This window comes from Mesorhizobium sp. WSM4809, assembly GCF_055811655.1.
Genome location: NZ_JBVVQW010000002.1, coordinates 144256 through 163174, shown reverse-complemented (window position 1 = coordinate 163174; position 18919 = coordinate 144256). Strand labels below are relative to the sequence as shown.

Below are 18919 nucleotides of genomic sequence, written 5' to 3'. Positions count from 1 at the left end.
GTGCTGTCACCCTTAAGACTGCACGTAGTTAGCCGAATTGTGCTTCTTCAGCACCTCGTCGAAGCGGCGGGCGAAGGCATCGTCGGCCAGCTTCTTGCGGCGCTGGATATCGGCGGTGGCGACCATGTTCTTCTCGTGCATCTCAAGCAGGTCACCGATGTGCTTTTGCGAAGCAGCACCGATACCGGCCATGGTTTCCTCGGCGGTGTTGTCGACCTGGCTGCCCAGCGTGTTGATCTTGTGGGCGACGTCCTGCTGGGCGGCGGTCTTCAGCGAATCTTCCAGCGCTTTGTAGAGCACGATGCGCTGCTCGGTATCGATGGTCAGCTTGTTGATCAGCGTCGATTGCGCGGCGATCTGGTTGTTGAGCGAATCGACGAAGGTCTGGAACATCGAGGTGTAGCGCTCGAGCGTCTGGCTCTCGGCCAGCAGTTCCTGCTCCTTGGCCTGCTTTTCGTTGTATTCCGTCGCCAGCTTGGAGCGTTCGCCTTCGAGCTGCGTGCGGTCCTTCTGGCTGGTCGAAGCGGCGATCTTGTTTTCGATGTCGAGCAGCATCGGGTTGAGCTCCTCGATGCGCTTTTGCACGGCTTCGAGGTTGGTCATGGTGGTCTTGCGGCGCTCGATCACCTGCGACAGGCTGGTTTCCGAGGTCTTGTAGCGTTGGTCGAGAACCTCTTTCTGCGCCTTCAATATGCCGACGATGGTGTCGGATTTGACCAGCAGTTCCTGCAGATTGCCGGCCAGCGACATGTTGCGAACGCGGTCGGTGCGCATGCGCTGCTTGCTCTGGCTGGAGAAGATGCCGATGAATTTTTCCCAGCCGGTGTAGTTCTTCATGCTCTCGAACTCGGCGCCGAAGACGTTGGTGGCGTCCTCCAGCCCGATGATCAGGTCGGCAATGTTGCCTTCCATCACCTTCTGCTGCTTCAGCACATCCTCGATGCGGGCGTTCTCGAGGTCGAAATTGGCGTCGCCGATCTTCTTGTCTGATGTGGCAAGCGTATCAAGCATGGTGCCGGATTGCTCGATCTTGGAGCGCATGTCCTGCACGACCTGCTTGGTCTTGGCAATTTCGGCGTCGAAATTCTGCAATGTCGCCATTGGGGCCTCCCGCTTCGGCATGACGTCGCTGGTCGCGAACAGCGGCGAATATATGTGGGGCATCAGGGGATTGAAAGACGTGAAGATAAGGGCGGCGTGAAAACAAAAAAATTCGTCAGGGTCTTGAAAGCCAGTGAAGGTGTGGGCTTAGCGTGATTAGCTTGCCGACCGGCTATAGTTCAGCTGTCATTGAACTTTCATGCGGCAAGGCGAAGGCGCACGGATGCCTTTGTATTGGGCAAACCACCGAAGCAATCGCGGCCGCGATATGCGAGGAGAAAGCCGGTTTTACAGAGCTGGCGAACAGCGGATCAGGGCTTGGGATCGGCCTTCAGATAGGCGATGACATTGGCGATGTCGTCGTCCTTGGTCAGGCCGGCAAACGCCATCTTGTTGCCGGGCACTTTCAGCTTGGGTGCCCTGAGATACTCGGCGAGATTGGCTTCATCCCAGACCAGGCCGGCGGCGCCGGCACTCTTCATCGCCTCGGAATAGCGGCCAAGAAAACTCTCGGCGCTGCCGGCGGTGCGGCCAACGACGCCCAACAGATGCGGACCGACCTTGTCGCGGTCCGTGGCTGCTTCATGGCAGGCCATGCACCGGTTGAAGGCCTTCTTGCCCAGGGCCGGGTCGCCGCCGGCATGGGCCACAAGCGAGCTGGCAAGGAGAAGGATGCTGGCGGACGAAGCGGCTCGAAACATGCTGCCCCCGGAGAGTTCTGGCTGGCGGCCTTATAGTACCGAGGCTTTAACAAACGCTGCATCGCGGCGGGATTGCGGAAGACAGGCCCGCGAGTCAGGCCTGTTGTGCCAGATCTCGGCGCAGGAAATCATTCAGCCGCTCGACCGCCTGGGTCGTCGACAGCGGGTTGCGCAGGATGCCGATTTCGAGGTCCGGCAGCACCGGCAGTCCTTCATTGCCGCCGACGATGCGCAGCGATGGCGGTACGCTGCGCAGGGCGAGGCCAGCCACCGCGAGCCCGGCCTGGACGACGGCGATCAGGCCAAGCAGAGAGGCGCTTGAATAGGTACAGCGATAGGAGCGGTCGGCATCGCCAAGCGCCTGCAGGACATTCATCCTGGCGGCGCAGCCCGGTTCGAACAAGGCGACCGGAAGCGGGTCGGCCTCCCAGGCGACATGGTTGGGCGAGGCGACCCAGACGAAGCGTTCCAGCCGGATCACCTCAAGCGGCTGCTCCGGCAAGCGGGTGATGATCGCCAGATCCAGCCGCCCCTCCGCCAGCGTCTTCACCAGCGCGGTCGACTGTTCGCAGATCAACTCCACCGTCACCAGGGGATGCTCCGCCGCGAAGCGTGAGAGCACGGGCGGCAGGAGGAAGGCGGCATAATCGTCGGGCACCCCCAAGCGGACGCTGCCTGTCTCCTTGGGCCGGGTGACGCTTGCCCAGGCTTCATCCGACAGTTTCAGCAACCGGCGCGCATAGATCAGGAAATCCTCGCCGATCGCATTGGGAGTGACGGTTCTGGGACCACGCACCAGAAGCTGGTTGCCGACCATCTCCTCCAGCCGCTGCATCTGCATGCTGACCGCCGACTGGCTGCGGCCGACCCGAGGTGCTGCATTGGAAAGGCTGCCGCTCTCGACGACGGCGACAAAGGTTTTCAGCAGGTTGAGCTCGAGTGGCGCGGCCATGGTGCTATCAGCATATCGAATAGATCATTCCAAATCCATTCGCTTGTTTGAAGGTGGCGCCAGTGACCAGATGGTTGGGATCGCTGGGAACCACCACATGACGGACGCCTCGACAGCCCGCTTCCCGGCCGCGAGCCTTGCTCTGGCAATGGTGATCGCAGGCACGGTCGGCGCCTTCGCCACGGAATCGGGGCTGCATCCCGTTGCCGTCGTCTTCTGGCGATGCGTGTTCGGCGCGATCTTCCTTCTCATATGGTGCCTGTTGCGCGGCTACCTGCCGGATCGGACGCTGTTGCCGTCCCGGCTTGCCCTTGCAGCACTTGCCGGCGTGTGCATGGTGCTGAGCTGGACGGCCTTCTTCGCAGGCTTCGCCATGACGTCGATCGCCACGACGACGATTATCTACCATATCCAACCGTTCTTCGTGGTCCTGATCGGCGTGGTTTTCCTAAGGGAACGCATCTCGCCCGACCAACTGCTGTGGATGCTCGCTGCCTTTCTCGGCGTCGTGCTGGCCAGCGGCCTCGTTTTCGCGCACGGTCATGCCGATGCCAACTGGGTGCCGGGCATTGCGCTGACGCTGGGCGGCGCACTGCTCTATGCCGTTACAACGATCCTAGCCAAAGGCCTGGGCCAGCAGCGCGCCGAAATCACGGTACTCTGCCAAACACTGGTGGGGGTCGTCATGCTCGCCCCGTTCGCCGGCATCGGCCAACATATTGCGCCTGCATCATGGGGCTGGCTGCTCGGCATCGGCGTGCTGCACACTGGCATCGCCTATGTGTTGATGAATTCGGCCTTCCCACGGCTGACGACACCGGTGATCGGCGTCATCACCTTCATCTACCCGGTCGTCGCCATCATCGTCGACTGGGCTATCTATGGGCATCCGCTCGGACCGGCGCAGGCAGCCGGCATGGCACTGATTGCGCTGGCAACGCTTGGTGTGCGGCTTGGCTGGCGGTTTCCAAGACGGCGTGTCTCGACCGTGTGAGCCCGAAGCAATTCCCGGGAAAGCACATAGCGCTTCCCCTGGAATTGCTCCAATAACCAAGAGACAGAGTCAGCCTTTGATAAAGCCGATGAAATCGTCTGGCGTGGCGCGGCCCATCTCTTCCTCCCAGTGGCGGCGGCAGAGCGAGACATAGACATCCTTGCCGATTGCCACCTGCTCGCCCTGGCGCGCCACCTTGCCATCGGGGCCGAGGCGCACGACCATCGTCGCCTTGCGGCCGCATCGGCAGATGGTGCGCACTTCGCGCAAATCGTCGGCGATAGCCAGCAGCGCGCGCGAGCCGGAAAACAGCTTGCCCTGGAAATCGGTGCGCAGGCCGTAGCACATGACCGGGATGTTCAACCGGTCGGCGATGCGGGCGAGCTGCCAGACCTGCTCCTCCTTGAGGAACTGCGCCTCGTCGACGAAGACGCAATGCACTGACGTATGCGCGTGATGATCGGCGACGCGGGCGAACAGATCGTCGCCATCGCGGAACATCTCGGCTTCCGTCTCCAGGCCGATGCGCGACGAGATCAGGCCGGTGTCGCCCTTGCGGTAGTGGCCGGCGACGAACAGCATCGTGCCCATGCCGCGCTCGCGATAATTGTAAGAGGCCTGCAAGAGCATCGTCGTCTTGCCGGCGTTCATCGTCGCGTAGTGGAAGTAAAGCTTGGCCATGCCGCTCTTTTAAGCCGACTTGCCCTGATACGGGGAGGGGCGGTCGCCCGCATTCCCCTGAAAAAGCCGGCCCGTCTTCGAAAAAACCGTCCGGCATGGCAAAAGCGCCTGATGTGTCGCTGATTGGCCAGCCCGCGCCGTTGATCGCGATTGTCTTAATGCTTGAAACCACACCAGAATGGTGTTTGGCTGACGAAACAAGGCGGGCATAGAAACCGTAGCTACGCTTCGCCAAAGAATCACAATGGGAGACTGTCTATGTCGCGTATGAACTCTTTCGTCGCCGGCCTCGGTCTGGCGGCTTTTTTGTCCACCAGCGCTGCCTTTGCCGGCGATCCGGCGAGCTGCAAGGCGGTGCGCCTTTCCGATGTCGGCTGGACCGACATCCAGGCGACGACCGGCGTCGCCTCCGTGCTGCTGACCGCGCTCGGCTATGAGCCGCAGACGATCCAGCTGTCGGTGCCGGTGACCATGGCGTCGCTGAAGAACAAGGATCTCGACGTGTTCCTCGGCAACTGGATGCCGTCGATGACCAACGACATCAAGGACTATACCGCCGATGGCTCGGTCGAGACGATCAGCACCAACCTGACCGGCGCCGGCTACGGCATCGTCGTGCCGACCTATGTCGCTGACGCCGGCGTGAAATCGCTGACCGATATCGGCAAGTTCAAGGACAAGTTCAACGGCAAGATCTATGGCATCGAGGCCGGCAATGACGGCAACCGCATTATCCTCGACATGATCAAGAACCCGAAAGACAATCTCGAAGGCTTCGAGCTGGTCGAATCCTCGGAGGCCGGGATGCTGACGCAGGCCGAGCAGTCGATGAAGAGCAATGAATGGATCGCCTTCCTCGGCTGGACGCCGCATCCGGTGATGGGTGCCATGAAGATCACCTATCTCGATGGCATGGGCGACAGCGGCTTCGGCGCCGCCACTGTCCATACCAATGTGCGCAAGGGTTACACCACCGAGTGCCCGAATGCCGGCAAGTTCATCGCCAACCTGAAGTTCAATCTCGATATGGAAGGCGAGATAATGGACGCGATCCTCAAGGGCGCTGACGCCAATACGGCTGCGACCGACTGGCTCAAGAAGCATCCGGACGCGGTTGCTCCGTGGATTGCCGGCGTGACCACTTTCGATGGCGGCGACGCCGCTGCAGCCGTGAAGACTGCGCTCGGAAGCTGAGCAGGTCTTGCGTTCGGCGTGACCGATCAAGAAGGGCAGTCACTGTAGAAAGGGCTGCCCTTTTTCATATCCTGTGACAAGATGACCGTCCGGCAAGGACGGCGACTGCCAAAGAGGGGCAAGATGGATCCGATTTCAAAATTCTTTGTCAGTTATAAAATCCCCATAGGCGAGTGGGGCAAAGCGTTCTTCACCTTCCTTACCGACAATTTCAACACCTTCTTCCGCGGCCTCTCCGGCGGCTTGAATTTCCTGCTCGATGGAGTGGTCGACACGCTGCTGTTGGTACCGCCGGTCCTTCTCATCGCGCTGATTGCACTGCTTGCCTATTATCTGCAGCGATCGAGAGGCTTGGCGGTGGCTGTCTTTCTCGGGTTGCTGTTCATCCTCAACCAGAACCTCTGGAAGCAGACGGTAGAGACACTGGTGCTGGTGGTTGCCGCCGCCGCCGCCTCGATGGCCATCGGTGTGCCACTCGGTATCTGGGCGGCGCACAAGCCGAAGGTCTATCGCGTCATGCTGCCGGTGCTCGATTTGATGCAGACGCTGCCGACCTTCGTCTACCTCATCCCGGTGCTGACGCTGTTCGGCCTCGGCAATGCGCCCGGCCTCATCGTCACCATCATCTTCGTCATCCCGACCGCGGTTCGTCTGACGCATCTCGGCGTTGTCTCGGTGCCGAAGTCGATCGTCGAGGCCGGCGAGGCGTTCGGCGCCACCAAGAGCCAGTTGCTGTGGAAGGTGGAGCTGCCCTCGGCGCTGCCCACCATCATGGCCGGTCTGACGCAGTGCATCATGCTGTCGCTGTCGATGGTGGTGTTTGCCGCACTGATCGGCGCGGGCGGCCTCGGCACCGAAATCAACCGGGCGCTGGGTTCGCGCAAGATCGACCTCGGGCTCGAGGCGGGCCTCGCCATCGTCGTTTTGGCCATCGTGCTCGACCGGATGACCCGCATCGCCGTTGGAGGCAAGAAATGACCGTCGCCGTCGATTTCCGGAACGTCGATATCGTCTTCGGCGCCGACCAGGCCGGATCGCTGAAGATGATCGACGCCGGAGCCAGCCGCGCCGAGATCCTCGAAAAGACCGGCAATGTACTGGGTTGCGCCGGCGCCAGCCTGACGGTGAACGAGGGCGAGATCTCCGTGCTGATGGGCCTCTCCGGTTCGGGCAAGTCGACATTGCTGCGGGCGGTCAACCGGCTCAACGTGGTGTCGCGCGGCCAGGTGCTGGTCAAGGATGGCGACAAAACCGTCGACGTCGTCACCTGCGACGAGGCGACCCTGCGGCGCCTGCGCCAGAAACAGGTGGCGATGGTGTTCCAGCAGTTCGGCCTTTTGCCCTGGCGCACGGTGGAGGAGAATGTCGGTCTCGGCCTCGAACTCGCCGGCGTACCGGAAGCCGAGCGCAAGGAGCGCGTGCAACGCCAGCTCAAGCTGGTCAATCTCGACCAGTGGTCGAAGAAATACGCGCATGAGCTGTCGGGCGGCATGCAGCAGCGCGTCGGCCTGGCGCGGGCCTTCGCCACCGAGGCGCCGATCCTGCTGATGGACGAGCCGTTCTCGGCGCTCGACCCGCTGATCCGCACCAAGCTGCAGGACGAATTGCTGCAGCTGCAGGCGGAATTGAAGAAGACCATCATCTTCGTCAGCCACGACCTCGAGGAGGCGCTGAAGATCGGTTCCCACATCACCATCATGGAGGGCGGGCGCATCGTGCAAACCGGCGCGCCGGAGGACATCGTGCTGCGGCCTGCCAACGACTATGTCCGCGACTTCATCGCCAATGTGAACCCGCTGTCGGTGCTGACCGCCTGGAACGTGATGCGCGACCGTCGCGATCTGGAGCACGGCAAGGACGGCTGGGTGTGGCTCGACCGCCGCAAGACGACGCGCTTCAAGATCGATGATCACGGGCTGGTGGCGGCGGCCGAACGCGATGGCAAACCGGCGGTCTGGGTGTCGTGCGCCGATGTCGAAGGCCAATCCGAAGAAGCCGCGCAAGTGTTCTGGGCCAATCCGGGCACCTCGCTGAAAACCGTGATGCTGGCCATGCACCGTTCGCAGACCGCTCCCGTGGCGCTGTTCGACGACCAGTCGCGCTTCGTCGGCGCCATCGGTATCCGCGATGTGCTGAGCGCGGTGCTGAGAAGGTAGGTTCTTCGGAACTCAATATCGACGAGGCGGCGACCAATCGCGCCTCTTTTTTAAGCCGCCAGCGGCAGGCGCAGTTGGGTCAGCAGGCCACCGCCCGGGTTGTTGGACAGGCGGATCTCGCCGCCGGCGGCACGCGCGATGTTGCGGGCAATGGTCAGGCCGAGGCCCAGACCGCCGGTCTGGCGGTTGCGCGATTGTTCGAGGCGCACGAACGAGCCGAACACGGCGTCGATCTGTGCCTGCGGTATGCCCGGCCCTTCATCGCGGATGGTGAGCAGGATCATGTTCTCCGACCGGCGCAGCGAAAGATGCGCCTTCTTGCCGTAGGTGACCGCGTTCTGCACCAGATTGGTGACGCAGCGCTTGAGCGCCACCGGCCGCGCCATGCAGATCAGCCCGCGCGAACGGGTCTCGTCGTCGAACGACACGTCGTCATAGCCGTCGGCGATCGATTCCACGAGCGACCAGAAATCGATGCGTTCGTTCTTTTCCTCGGTCACTTCGAAGGTGGCGAAGTCGATCACCGAGCTGGCGATGCCCTCGACATCGGCGAGGTCGTGCGCCAATGCCTCGCGGACCGCCGATTTGCGCAACAGCTCCAGGCGCAGGCGCATCCTGGTCATCGGCGTGCGCAGATCATGCGCCAGTGCCGCCGCCAGATGTTCGCGGTCCTCGACATATTCGCGCAACCTTGCCTGCATGGCATTGATCGCCTTGGCGGCGGCTCGCACTTCGCGGCTGCCGCTCTCGGCGATCGGCGGGCTCTTCAGATCCTTGCCGATCCGGTTCACGGCGGTTTCCATCATCCGGTAGGGCGCCGTCAGTCGGCGCAGCGACCAGATCGACATGATCACCACCAGCCCTGCGATCAGCGAATAGAGCGGCAGGCTGTCGAAGCTCAGGATCGGGCCGACCGGCGTGATCGGCTCGGTGAAGTTCAGCCATTGGCCGTCGGCGAAGCGCAGCGAGGCCGTCAGCTTGTCGCTCTGGGCGAAGTCGGCGGCCAATACCAGAAGGTCGCGTTCGACCTGGCCGATGTCGGGTCCCGGGGCCGTGCCGTCCGCGTCATCGGCCTCGCGCGTCGCCGGATCGCGTCGTACGCGTGCATCGGTGATGCCGAATTTCGACAGCCTGCCGACGAGGATGTCTTCGAGTTCGGCCAGTTCGTCGTCACCGGCGATCGACGAAGTGACCGCCGGCGTGTCCGAAACGGTGAGCGCGTAGGTGGAATTGAACAGGCCGGTCGCCGTCGCCTTGCGCTCGTCCGGACTGGCGTCATGCATGAGCTGCACCAGCGAGAAGGCACGGTCGTTGAGCCGGTAGAGGTCGACGACGTCGTTGGCCGCGGCGCGGTCTCGCGATACGATGTAAAGGGTCGCGACCTGGCTGATCAGCAGGCCGGCAATGACGATCAGCAGCACCCAGACAGGCAAGGTCTGCGGCAGGAAACGTCTCATTCGGAGGTCGTCTCGGGCAGGAACTGGTAGCCGCCGCTGCGCACGGTCAGGATCAGCTTGGGCGTTTTGGGGTCGTCTTCCATCTTGCGCCGCAACCGGCTGACCAGGATGTCGATGCTGCGGTCGAAGGAATAGTCGCTGTCGCCGCCGGACAGTTCGATGAGCTGGTCGCGGGTCAACACGCGCTGCGCGCTCTTGACGAAGGTCTGCAGCAGGTTGAATTCCGCCATGGTCAGCTCGACCCTGATATCGTCGGGTGCGATCAGCCGTCGCCGAGCACAATCCATCGTCCAGCCGGCGAAGCGGTAGATCTGCTTGGTGGTGGCGCGCTTAGGCTCGGCGGCGCCATTGCGCCTGAGCACGGCGCGGATACGCGCCAAAAGCTCGCGCGGGTCGAAGGGTTTGGGCACATAGTCATCGGCGCCCATTTCCAGGCCGACGACGCGGTCGGTCGTCTCGGTGACGGCGGTCAGCATGATGATCGGCGTCGAATACTGGGCGCGCAGGTCGCGGCACAGCTCCAGCCCGCTCTTGCCGGGCAGCATCACGTCAAGGACGATGAGGTCCACCTGGACGCGCCGCAGGATGGTCTCCATCTCAATGCCGTCGGCGGCAACCGAGGTGTGCAGGCCCCGCTTCTGGAAGAATTCCTGCAGCAGGTCGCGGATGCCCTTGTCGTCGTCGACGATCAGTATGTGTGCGTCGGATTTCACAGCAGCCCTGTCATTGTTGCCAAGCCCTTCTGTCTTTGATTGCCAAGCCCTTCTGTTGCAACCCACACGATAGAATTCAGGCCATATGTTGGCCAGTGGCTATGATGGGTTCACACCGGCTTTCTCAGACACAATCCAGAAACAAAATTCTACAGTTCAGAAAAACTCCTGAAAAATTTCAAGGGCATAACTGGTCTCGTGGCGGTCAGGTCATCGGCTGCGACGCTAGTCTCCGGGTTTACGGATAAACCGATGCCAAGGTTGTCGATCAGTTTGTTGGGTGCGTTGCTGGGCTTCTGCCTGGTCACTGCCGCTGTCGGACAATCGGACGCAAAGGTGACGCTCACAACCCGGAGCGAACGGTGCGCCAATCTCAGCCACCAATTTGATGAAGCCCTCGAAACCCACGCCACGGCAACGCAGGTCACCGCGGCAAAGGCACTTCAGAGAAAGGGCAACCGGTACTGCGCCGCCAAGAAACAGGCGCAGGGCATCCGGATGCTCGCCAATGCTTTGAAGCTGCTTGGAGTGACGCCGAACGACCCGGTTCAGTAACACTCAGAAACTTGACCCGCATAAAAAGGAAACGAAGCCATGAAAAAGTCCATCCTCTCCGCCACCGGTCTCGCCGTCGCTCTGGCTTTCGCGATGCCGGCTCTCGGCAACGCCGCCGCCACCACGACCGCTGCTCCGGCTGCTTCGACGACCACAGCTCCGGCGACTGCCGCTCCGGCCAAGGCTGCTCCGAAGAAGGTCGTCAAGAAGACCGTCAAGAAGCACAAGAAGGCTGCCGAGAAGGCCGTCAAGAAGGACGCCCCGAAGACGTAATCAGGTCCGGCATAAAATGCCGGCCTGTTGGCCAAGGACGCTCCAGCTGGTTTCGGCTGGAGCGGCCTTCTTCCTGTCCGAGCCACTGAAGCCCCGACGAAGTCTGGCACCGGCAGCTTCCGCCTCGACTGACACTTAACCCGTTTGCAACGCCGGCCGTGTAGGACAATCCGCATGAAGAAGCGGCTTTCGTCCATTTTGCGCTCGATGGTGATCGGCGGCCTGGTTGCCACCGGCGTCGCCAGGGTGCTGATCCTGTTCACCGCCAGCCCGGTGCCCGATCCGGCCACCGGACGCACCGAGCCTTCGCTGTTCGCGCCGGCGATTTCCACCAACTGGGACTACATCACGCCGGCACAGACCTGGCTGCTGATCGTGCTGACAGGCGCGACGCTGATCTGCGTCGCCGCATGGCCGATCACGGTCTGGCTGGAACGCCGGGCGGATGCGGGTGGAAACCGCTTTCACCCCGATATGCGGCCCGCCACGACCGCGCGGCAGATTCCCAGCCGTCGCATGTTCGGCCGCCAGGGCCGTTGAACGGCAACCGACACTTTCCCACATGATTGTGAATGGCCGCGTCGGCGGACACTGTTTTCGCGCGTCGACCAAAATGGACGACCGCTTTCGCTGGTGCCAGAATGGCGGCAGGGTTGCTACGCCAGAGCAATTCACCGTTTCGTGGAAACGGCGAACCGTTCTGATCCTTTGTCTTGACGCAATTCCGGGCGGAAAACCGTTTTACACTTTTCCTGGAATTGCTCTAACTGTCGGTTCCAATGCCTGAAATCACCACAAAACCGCGCGTCCAGGTCAAGCCGCAGGTCGAACGGCCAAAGCTCTACAAGGTCATCCTCATCAATGACGATTTCACGCCGCGCGAATTCGTCGTGACGGTGCTGAAGGGTGAGTTCAAACTCAGCGAAGACCAGGCGCATCGGGTGATGATCACCGCGCATCGTCGCGGCGTCTGCGTCGTCGCCGTGTTCACCAGGGATGTCGCCGAGACCAAGGCGACGCGCGCCACCGATGCCGGCAAGGCCAAGGGCTATCCGCTGATGTTCACGACGGAGCCGGAGGAGTAGCTCTACCGCCCTTCGCGGTACCACATCGAACCCATTGCCAGAAGCAGCAGGCCGAGGCCGAGGAAGCCGCCGAACAGCGGCACGCGCGAGACGGCCTTGAGCACGCTGTCGTCCGTGGTGCGCAGTCCGATCCAGTCGTTGCCGGACGCGGCACCAGCCGAGCGCACAGGCACGATGGAGGGTAGCGTCACGTCGCTGCCAAGGGCTGTGGACGACGCCAGCCGGCGCACGCTGCCGCCGGTGGCTTCAGCCGGCGCCTTCAGCCGGCTTTCGGTGGAAATGACGTCGGCGAATTCCGGGGCGTTGACCGGCCCGACATGGGCGAGCGCGGTGAGGTCGCCATTGGCGACCTGATAGAGGCCGACCTCGCTGGTCTCGACGCTGCCGAGGAAGACGCCGGGCTCGGATTTCTCGAGCTTGACGGTCAAGGTCTTGCCGGATGGGGTGATGATCTGCGCGGGGCTGGGATCGTCGGCCATCGTCTGGCGGCGGATTTCCAGCACCATGCCGCGGCCGTCGGCGGTCAGCCGCTCTTCCTCGAGCTCAGGCTCCTTCATCAGCCAGTGGGCGATGCGCCGGTAGAGCTGGACATGCGGGCCGCCGCCCTCGAAGCCGCGCGCCCACAGCCAGCCCTGATCGGACAGCAGCATGCCGACGCGGCCTTCGCCCTTACGGTCGAGCAACAGCAGCGGCCGGTTGTCGGCGCCCTTCATCACCACTGCGCCTTCGGGATTCTGCACGCCGATGGTGCGGAACCAGCGGCTCCAGTGCGGCGGCTCGGTGGCAGAGCCATCCAGCCCACGCGTCACCGGGTGGCGCTGGCCGAGTTCGGTGAGGCGCGGATAGAAGGCCTTGTCGACCACCTCGCCGGTCGGCATCGCCGGCAGGGCGGACATCAGCGGCGTACGCGCGATCGAGCTTTCGCCGGCATATTCGGGGCCGGCCGCGATCAGCAGCGCGCCGCCCTTTTCGACATATTCGGAGATGTAGTCGTAATAGAGGATCGGCAGCACGTCGCGGTGCTGGTAGCGGTCGAAAATGATGAGGTCGAAATCCTTGATCTTCTCGACGAACAGCTCGCGGGTCGGGAAGGCGATCAGCGACAATTCGTTGATCGGCGTGCCGTCCTGCTTTTCCGGCGGCCGCAGGATGGTGAAATGGACGAGATCGACCGAGGCGTCGGATTTCAGCAGGTTGCGCCAGGTGCGTTCGCCGGCATGCGGCTCGCCGGAGACGAGCAGCACGCGCAAGTTCTCGCGAATGCCGTCGATGAGCGCGATGGCGCGGTTGTTGGTGTCGGTCAGTTCGCCCGGTTCGCGATCGATGGCGAGTTCGACGATGTTGCGCCCGGCACCCGGAATGGTGACCTGCAACGGCATCGCCTGGCCAACGGTGGCGTGCTCGACCGCGACCTGTTCGCCATTGACCGAAACGCGCACATCGACCGGGCCGGTCTCTTTTTCGGTCGAGATGACGCGGTAGGTCATGTCGAGCGGCTTGCCGACAAGGCCGAAGCGCGGGGCGTTCTCGAAACGTATGCGGCGATCCTTCTCGTGATCGTTGCCGGTTATCAGCGCATGCAGCGGAGCGTTGAAATCGGGCGCTCCCGGGGGGGCGTCATGGACCTCGCCATCTGTGATCATGATGGCGCCGCCGATCCGTGACGGCGGCACGTCGCGGAAGGCGCCTTCAAGCGCGCCGAACAGCCGTGTCTCGGTGCGTTCCTCGGCGGCCTCGGATTTGCCGGCCTCGACGACGCGCACGTCGAACTGCTTGAAGCGGCCAAGCCGCTGCTGCAGCCCGGCCAACGCCTCGTCGGTCTGCTTGGTGCGGTCGCCGATATCCTGGCTCTGGCTGCGGTCGACGACGAGGGCGACAACGCTTTTCAGCGGCTCGCGCTCCTCGTTGAGGAACACCGGGTTGAACAAAGCGGCGGCGAGCGCCAGAAGGGCGATGAAGCGGAAGACCGAACCGCGCTGGCGAAACCACAGGCCGACCAGCGCAAGCAGCGCCAGCGGCACCAGCGCCAAGGTCAGCAGTGGCCAGGAGATCAGCGGTTCGAAGGAGATCGACCAATTCATTCCTTACCCTCCTCTTTTTGGGGAGGGTTTATCCGCGACCGGAGGGCACCAAACAAACTCATTCTACTGCCCCAGCCGTTCGAGCAGTATGGGCACGTGCACCTGGTCGGATTTGTAGTTGCCGGTCAGCATGTACATCATGATGTTGACGCCGGCGCGCAGCGCGTAGATGCGCTGCATCGGGTCTGCCGGCACGGTTGGCAGCAGCGCATCGCCGTTCTGGTCGACCGCCCAGGCGCCAGCGAAATCATTGGCGGTGATCATGATCGGCGAGACGCCATCGCCGGTACGCACCGGCCGGTTCTCGGCGTTGCTGGCGTCGAGCGAGGCCTCGACCCAGAGCGGGCTGCCGGCGAAGCGGCCGGGGAATTCGGGCAGGATGAAGAAGGATTTGGTCAGCACGTGGTCGGACGGTACCGGTTCCAGCGGCGGCACGTTGAGGTTGCCGAGGATGTCGCGCAGCCGCTCCGTCGCCGGGCTGGTTGAATCGGCGCCGATGCCGTTGGCGAATTGGTCGCGGGTGTCGAACAGCACCGTGCCGCCTTGCTGCATATAGGCGTCGACGCGGGCGATCGCTGCCTGGCTGGGCATCGGTGCGGCCGGATCGATCGGCCAGTAGATCAGCGGATAGAACGACAGCTCGTCCCGGGAGATGTCCACACCGGCCGGCTCGCCCGGTTCCAGCGCCGTCTTCTCGACCAGGAATCGCGTCAGCCCCTCGAGCCCGGCGCGGCTGATCGAATCGTCGCCCGGCACACCGGTCAGCACATAGGCGATGCGGGTCTTCGAAATCGCCTCGATGGCAATTTCGTCACCCGGCTTGGCGTCGTCGGCGCGGGCAAGGTCGGCATGACCGAACAAGCTACCCAGCGCAATCAGGACGGCGGCGGTGGTTGTCACGGCACCGGCGCGGCGCGGCCGGCGTGAAAACAGGCCGCCCATCCAGAACACCGCCAGCGTATCAAGCAGCATCAGCACCAGGGCGGCCGCGACCAGCGTGCCTTTCAAATTGCGCGATTCGTCAAAGGCATACTGGATCGAGGTGACCGGAACAGTGATTTGCGGGCGCGCCAGGGGCGCCAACTTGCTGTCGGCTTCCAGCAGATTGTGGGCAAATACACCCGTCTCGGAACCATAGAGACCTGGCGGGTTTTCAAAAGTCACCGGCAGCGCGCCAGCGCCCGGTACAAGCGGCCGTGCATCCGGCGTCGGCGGCACCAGCGAGCCGTCGGCTGCAATCATGCGATAGGGCGCCAGCGACGCCGCGGCGGCTTCGGCATTGGCGATGGCCGCGCCCTGGTTGCGCGACAGCTGCACGATGCGGCGCAGCATCTCGACGAAGCTGCCAGAGATCGGCAGGTTCGACCAGGTTGCCTCGGGGGTGACGTGGAACAGCACCAGCGTGCCCTTGCCTTTCTTCAGTCCGGTGACCAGCGGCGTGCCGTCGGCAAGGGCCGCCCAGGTGCGCTCGACGATATCGGATGTCGGCTCGGCCAGCACCTGCCTGCTGACGGTGACCTCGGTCGGCGGCGCCAGATCGGCGAACGGGCCGGCCTTGGGGAATTCGGTGACCGGCTGCGGCGACGTCCATGACAGCGCGCCGCCGAGCGACCGCTCGCCGGTGCGAAGGCGGACGGGCAGCAAATCGTCGTCATCGCCCGCGGTGGCCAGCCGCGAACCGGCGAAACGCACCAGCGTGCCGCCATTGTCGACCCAATCGACAAGTCTCTGCCGGACCTGTCCGGGAATGGTGCCGATATCGGCCATAACGATCATCGCGGGCTTCTGGTCGAGGATTTGCGGGATGGCGTCGGCAAGATCGGCGCTGGAGGGTTCGACCAGATCGGCGAAGGGCTGCAGCGCCCGCCTGATGTAGTAGAGCGGCGACAAAAGCGGCTGTGCCTGGTCGGCCTCGGCCTGCGACAATAGACCGACGCGCCGCCGCTTGGAGCTTTCGTCGAGGACGCGGACCGCACCAGCCTGCCGCTCGCCGTCGAGCGCGATGGAAGCGAAGTCGTTGCGCAGCTCGAACGGCACCGCCATGGTGCCGGTGGCGGTGGTTTCGCCAGGCGAAAAGGTCAGCGTCGCATCGGCGATGCGGCGGCCCTTGTCATCGAAGGCGCCGGCGGTGACCTGAGCCGGGGCAGGGTCGCCCGGCGCGCGGATGGCGGTCAGTGCAAAGCCGTCGACCTGGTTGTCGGCGGCGGTCAGGCCGGTCAGCGACAGCCTGTCCGCGGTTGCCCAGACGACACGCGCGGCATTTTTCGACAGAAGCGTGTTGAAGGCGGCTTCATCGCCCTTTGCCGCCAGGCCGTCGGCAAGCACGGCGACGCTGGCCCCGGGCAAGGTCTCCAGCACGCCGGCCACGCGGGCATAGATGGCGGGCCGGTCGGTCGGGATCGGCCGCGGCTTGGCGGCGCGCAGCCGGTCAAGCGCGGTGGCGGCATCGAACGGGCCGACCTCGGCATTGGCCTTTTCGGCGGTGAAGGCGATGACGACCGGCACGCCGTTGGCGCCGGCATCGTTGATCAGCCGCTCGGCGGTGGCGACGCGTTTGCCCCAATCGGCGGCACTTGCCCAGTCATTGTCGATGACCAGGGCAAGGGCGGCTCCCTCGGCCGGCAGCTTTTCGCGCGGGTTGAAGACCGGGTCGGCCAATGCCGCGACGATGAGGGCCGCCATCAAGAGCCTGAGCAGCGTCAGCCACCACGGGCTCTGCTGCGGCGTCTCCTCGCGCTTCAGCACGCGCGCCAGGATCTTCAGCGGCGGGAAGATTTCGGTCTGCGGCTTGGGCGGCGTCAGCCTGAGCAGCCACCAGATCACCGGCAGTGCCAGCAGGCCCCACAGCACCATGGGGGCGCCAAAGGAAAGCGGCAGCCAACTCATGCGACAGCCTTTCCTGGCCGATCGCCGCTGGCGATCATGCCTGCATGACCGCCGGCGGTCGGCCTGGCCGAGGGGCCGTCAGCAGTCATCGCCATGTGCAGCCGCACCAGTGCGTCGGAGGCGAGCCGATCGGTGTGGTTGACGGTAAAGCTCCAGCCAAGCCGTTTGCACCAGCCCGTCAGTTCATGGCGGCGGGCGGCGTAGAGCAGGCGATACTCATCACCCAGCATTTCGGCGCGGCCGGCGGTCAGCTTGTCGCCGGTCTCGGGATCGGTGAACTCGGTTCGGCCAGCATAGGGGAAGGTCTCCTCGGCCGGGTCCGCGACCTCGATCAGGTGCGCGCGCACGCCGTGGCGGGCCAGCACGTCGAGCCAGGCCATCGTCTCTTCGACCGGATCGAGGAAGTCGCTGACGATGACGATGTCGCAGAAGCGCCTGATGTCGGACAGGTCGGGTTTTGCCGGCAAATCGCCCGCATGCATCAACTGGGCGGCGATGCGTTCGGCGCCGTTACGGGCGGTGAACGGGTCGGTGAGGCCCGGCCAGGCGATGCGCTCGCCGCTGCGCGACAACAGTTCGGCCATGGCCAGCGCCAGCACCAGCGCGCGCGATTGCTTGGAAACGCTGGCGCCGGTCGATTTGTATAGCATCGACGGCGAGGGGTCGGCCCACAGCCAGACCGTATGGGCGGCTTCCCATTCGCGGTCGCGCACATAGGTGTGGTCGTCGCGGGCCGAGCGGCGCCAGTCGATGCGCGAGGAATCACCCTCGACATAGGGCCGGAACTGCCAGAAATTTTCACCGATGCCGCGCTTGCGGCGGCCATGCCAGCCGGCGATCACGGTGTTGACGATGCGGCGCGCTTCGACCAGCAGGTCTGGCACAAGCGAGGCCCGCAACCGGCCACGGGCGAGCGCGTCGCGCGTCGCTGCCGGAGCCTGGACCTCGCCGATGCGCTGCATCAAATTCCTTTCACGAGTTTCGCCACCACGTCACGCACGCCGGTGCCTTCGGCGCGGGCGGCGAAGGTCAGCGCCATACGATGCTGCAGCACTGGCTCGGCCAGCGCACGGACGTCGTCAACCGAGGGCGCCAGCCGTCCGTCGTAAAGCGCGCGCGCCCTTGTGCACAGCATCAGCGCCTGGCTGGCGCGCGGGCCGGGACCCCAGGCGACGTTCTTGTCGGTCTCGGCATTGCCTTGGCCGGGACGCGCCGAGCGCACCAGCGTCAGGATCGCCTCGACGACGCTTTCAGGCACCGGCATGCGGCGGATCAGCGTCTGGATCTCCTTCAGCCGCACCGGCTGCAGCACGTTTTGCGCTTTCGCGTCCTCGATGCCGGTGGTTTCCAGAAGGATGCGGCGCTCTGCCTCGATCTCGGGATAGAGGATATCCACCTGCATCAGGAAGCGGTCAAGCTGGGCCTCGGGCAACGGATAGGTGCCTTCCTGCTCCAGCGGGTTTTGGGTTGCCAGCACGTGGAAGGGCGCCGGCAGGTCATGGCGGGCGCCGGCAATGGTGACGTGGTATTCCTGCATGGCCTGCAGCAGGGCCGACTGGGTACGCGGCGACGCGCGGTTGATCTCGTCGGCCATCAGCAACTGGGCGAAGATCGGCCCGGAGATGAAGCGGAAGGAGCGTTTGCCGGTTTCGTCCTGCTCCATCACTTCGGAGCCGAGGATATCGGACGGCATCAGGTCCGGCGTGAACTGGATGCGACGCGAATCGAGGCCGAGCACGATGCCAAGTGTTTCGACCAGCTTGGTCTTGGCGAGGCCCGGCACGCCGACCAAAAGCGCATGGCCACCGGCCAGGAGCGCCACCAGAGTACGCTCGACGACGCTTTCCTGTCCGAAGATGACCCGGCCGACCCCGTCGCGGATCCGGGAGATGTCGGCAAGCGCCTTTTCGGCCTCGGCGATCATGTCCTTTTCGCTGATAGGGCTTTCCTTGACCATCACGCTCATGCCGCATCGATCCTTGTGGTTGGAATACCATGGCTGGAACAACGGCTGCACCATACCATAAGTTGCCGCGATTCGGCCTCGCGTGGCGCCTATGTCGAAACTTAAATCACAGACTTAGGCTGAC

At 63.8% G+C, this 18919-nt stretch carries 18 protein-coding genes; 8 read left to right on the top strand and 10 right to left on the bottom strand.

Annotation, left to right across the window (positions count from 1 at the left end; all coding sequences use genetic code 11):
• Positions 1-12: 12 nt before the first annotated feature.
• The 3 genes from AC0L24_RS05330 to AC0L24_RS05320 all read right to left on the bottom strand — a co-directional run bounded on the left by AC0L24_RS05330 (position 13) and on the right by AC0L24_RS05320 (position 2754).
• The gene (locus tag AC0L24_RS05330) at positions 13-1101 is read right to left on the bottom strand and encodes a hypothetical protein (RefSeq protein WP_127266549.1); all 1089 of its coding nucleotides are present in this window, start codon (positions 1099-1101) and stop codon (positions 13-15) included.
• Positions 1102-1412: 311 nt separating this feature from the next.
• A complete protein-coding gene (locus AC0L24_RS05325; RefSeq protein ID WP_127809512.1) occupies positions 1413-1802 on the bottom strand; it encodes a c-type cytochrome in 390 nt (129 codons plus the stop codon).
• Between the two features lie 94 nt (positions 1803-1896).
• Positions 1897-2754, bottom strand: coding sequence for a LysR substrate-binding domain-containing protein (locus tag AC0L24_RS05320; protein ID WP_127809513.1), 858 nt, complete (start codon positions 2752-2754; stop codon positions 1897-1899).
• A gap of 97 nt (positions 2755-2851) precedes the next feature.
• Here AC0L24_RS05320 and AC0L24_RS05315 point away from each other — a divergent pair, with 97 nt between their 5' ends.
• Positions 2852-3748, top strand: a complete 897-nt coding sequence (locus tag AC0L24_RS05315) for a DMT family transporter (RefSeq protein WP_127809514.1) — start codon at positions 2852-2854, stop codon at positions 3746-3748.
• Positions 3749-3817: 69 nt separating this feature from the next.
• Here AC0L24_RS05315 and AC0L24_RS05310 read toward each other — a convergent pair whose 3' ends face one another.
• Complete coding sequence (locus tag AC0L24_RS05310; protein ID WP_127809515.1) at positions 3818-4429, bottom strand: thymidine kinase; 612 nt, start codon at positions 4427-4429, stop codon at positions 3818-3820.
• A 258-nt stretch (positions 4430-4687) separates the two neighbouring features.
• Between AC0L24_RS05310 and AC0L24_RS05305 the strand changes: the two genes are divergently transcribed.
• From AC0L24_RS05305 to choV, 3 genes are all read left to right on the top strand, one after another.
• Positions 4688-5623 carry a choline ABC transporter substrate-binding protein gene (locus AC0L24_RS05305; protein ID WP_127809516.1) on the top strand — a complete coding sequence of 312 codons (936 nt, stop codon included), beginning with the start codon at positions 4688-4690 and terminating at the stop codon, positions 5621-5623.
• A 123-nt stretch (positions 5624-5746) separates the two neighbouring features.
• On the top strand, positions 5747-6601 hold the full coding sequence (gene choW / locus AC0L24_RS05300) for a choline ABC transporter permease subunit (RefSeq protein WP_127266555.1): 855 nt from the start codon (positions 5747-5749) through the stop codon (positions 6599-6601).
• Positions 6598-7779: a choline ABC transporter ATP-binding protein gene (gene choV / locus AC0L24_RS05295; protein WP_024504539.1), complete on the top strand. Its 1182-nt coding sequence runs from the start codon at positions 6598-6600 to the stop codon at positions 7777-7779. Before choW ends, choV begins: the two co-directional genes overlap by 4 nt.
• A 50-nt stretch (positions 7780-7829) precedes the next feature.
• Here choV and AC0L24_RS05290 read toward each other — a convergent pair whose 3' ends face one another.
• Together AC0L24_RS05290 and AC0L24_RS05285 are read right to left on the bottom strand one after the other, a co-directional pair.
• Positions 7830-9236: an ATP-binding protein gene (locus AC0L24_RS05290; protein WP_127809517.1), complete on the bottom strand. Its 1407-nt coding sequence runs from the start codon at positions 9234-9236 to the stop codon at positions 7830-7832.
• Complete coding sequence (locus tag AC0L24_RS05285) at positions 9233-9949, bottom strand: response regulator (RefSeq protein ID WP_127809518.1); 717 nt, start codon at positions 9947-9949, stop codon at positions 9233-9235. Before AC0L24_RS05285 ends, AC0L24_RS05290 begins: the two co-directional genes overlap by 4 nt.
• Before the next feature lie 252 nt (positions 9950-10201).
• Between AC0L24_RS05285 and AC0L24_RS05280 the strand changes: the two genes are divergently transcribed.
• The 4 genes from AC0L24_RS05280 to clpS all read left to right on the top strand — a co-directional run bounded on the left by AC0L24_RS05280 (position 10202) and on the right by clpS (position 11862).
• Positions 10202-10504: a hypothetical protein gene (locus AC0L24_RS05280; RefSeq protein ID WP_127266560.1), complete on the top strand. Its 303-nt coding sequence runs from the start codon at positions 10202-10204 to the stop codon at positions 10502-10504.
• A gap of 39 nt (positions 10505-10543) precedes the next feature.
• Positions 10544-10777: a hypothetical protein gene (locus tag AC0L24_RS05275; RefSeq protein WP_013529962.1), complete on the top strand. Its 234-nt coding sequence runs from the start codon at positions 10544-10546 to the stop codon at positions 10775-10777.
• Positions 10778-10951: 174 nt separating this feature from the next.
• The gene (locus AC0L24_RS05270) at positions 10952-11317 is read left to right on the top strand and encodes a hypothetical protein (RefSeq protein ID WP_127809519.1); all 366 of its coding nucleotides are present in this window, start codon (positions 10952-10954) and stop codon (positions 11315-11317) included.
• Between the two features lie 239 nt (positions 11318-11556).
• Positions 11557-11862, top strand: a complete 306-nt coding sequence (gene clpS / locus AC0L24_RS05265) for an ATP-dependent Clp protease adapter ClpS (RefSeq protein ID WP_023809857.1) — start codon at positions 11557-11559, stop codon at positions 11860-11862.
• Between the two features lie 2 nt (positions 11863-11864).
• Here the strand turns inward: clpS and AC0L24_RS05260 are convergent, their stop codons facing one another.
• The 4 genes from AC0L24_RS05260 to AC0L24_RS05245 form a co-directional block, all read right to left on the bottom strand.
• Positions 11865-13943 carry a hypothetical protein gene (locus AC0L24_RS05260; RefSeq protein ID WP_127809520.1) on the bottom strand — a complete coding sequence of 693 codons (2079 nt, stop codon included), beginning with the start codon at positions 13941-13943 and terminating at the stop codon, positions 11865-11867.
• A gap of 63 nt (positions 13944-14006) precedes the next feature.
• On the bottom strand, positions 14007-16829 hold the full coding sequence (locus AC0L24_RS05255; protein ID WP_127809521.1) for a DUF4159 domain-containing protein: 2823 nt from the start codon (positions 16827-16829) through the stop codon (positions 14007-14009).
• Positions 16826-17791: a DUF58 domain-containing protein gene (locus AC0L24_RS05250; RefSeq protein ID WP_127809522.1), complete on the bottom strand. Its 966-nt coding sequence runs from the start codon at positions 17789-17791 to the stop codon at positions 16826-16828. The genes AC0L24_RS05255 and AC0L24_RS05250 overlap by 4 nt, the downstream gene beginning before the upstream one ends.
• The gene (locus AC0L24_RS05245; protein WP_127271985.1) at positions 17791-18795 is read right to left on the bottom strand and encodes an AAA family ATPase; all 1005 of its coding nucleotides are present in this window, start codon (positions 18793-18795) and stop codon (positions 17791-17793) included. Before AC0L24_RS05245 ends, AC0L24_RS05250 begins: the two co-directional genes overlap by 1 nt.
• Positions 18796-18919: the final 124 nt, after the last annotated feature.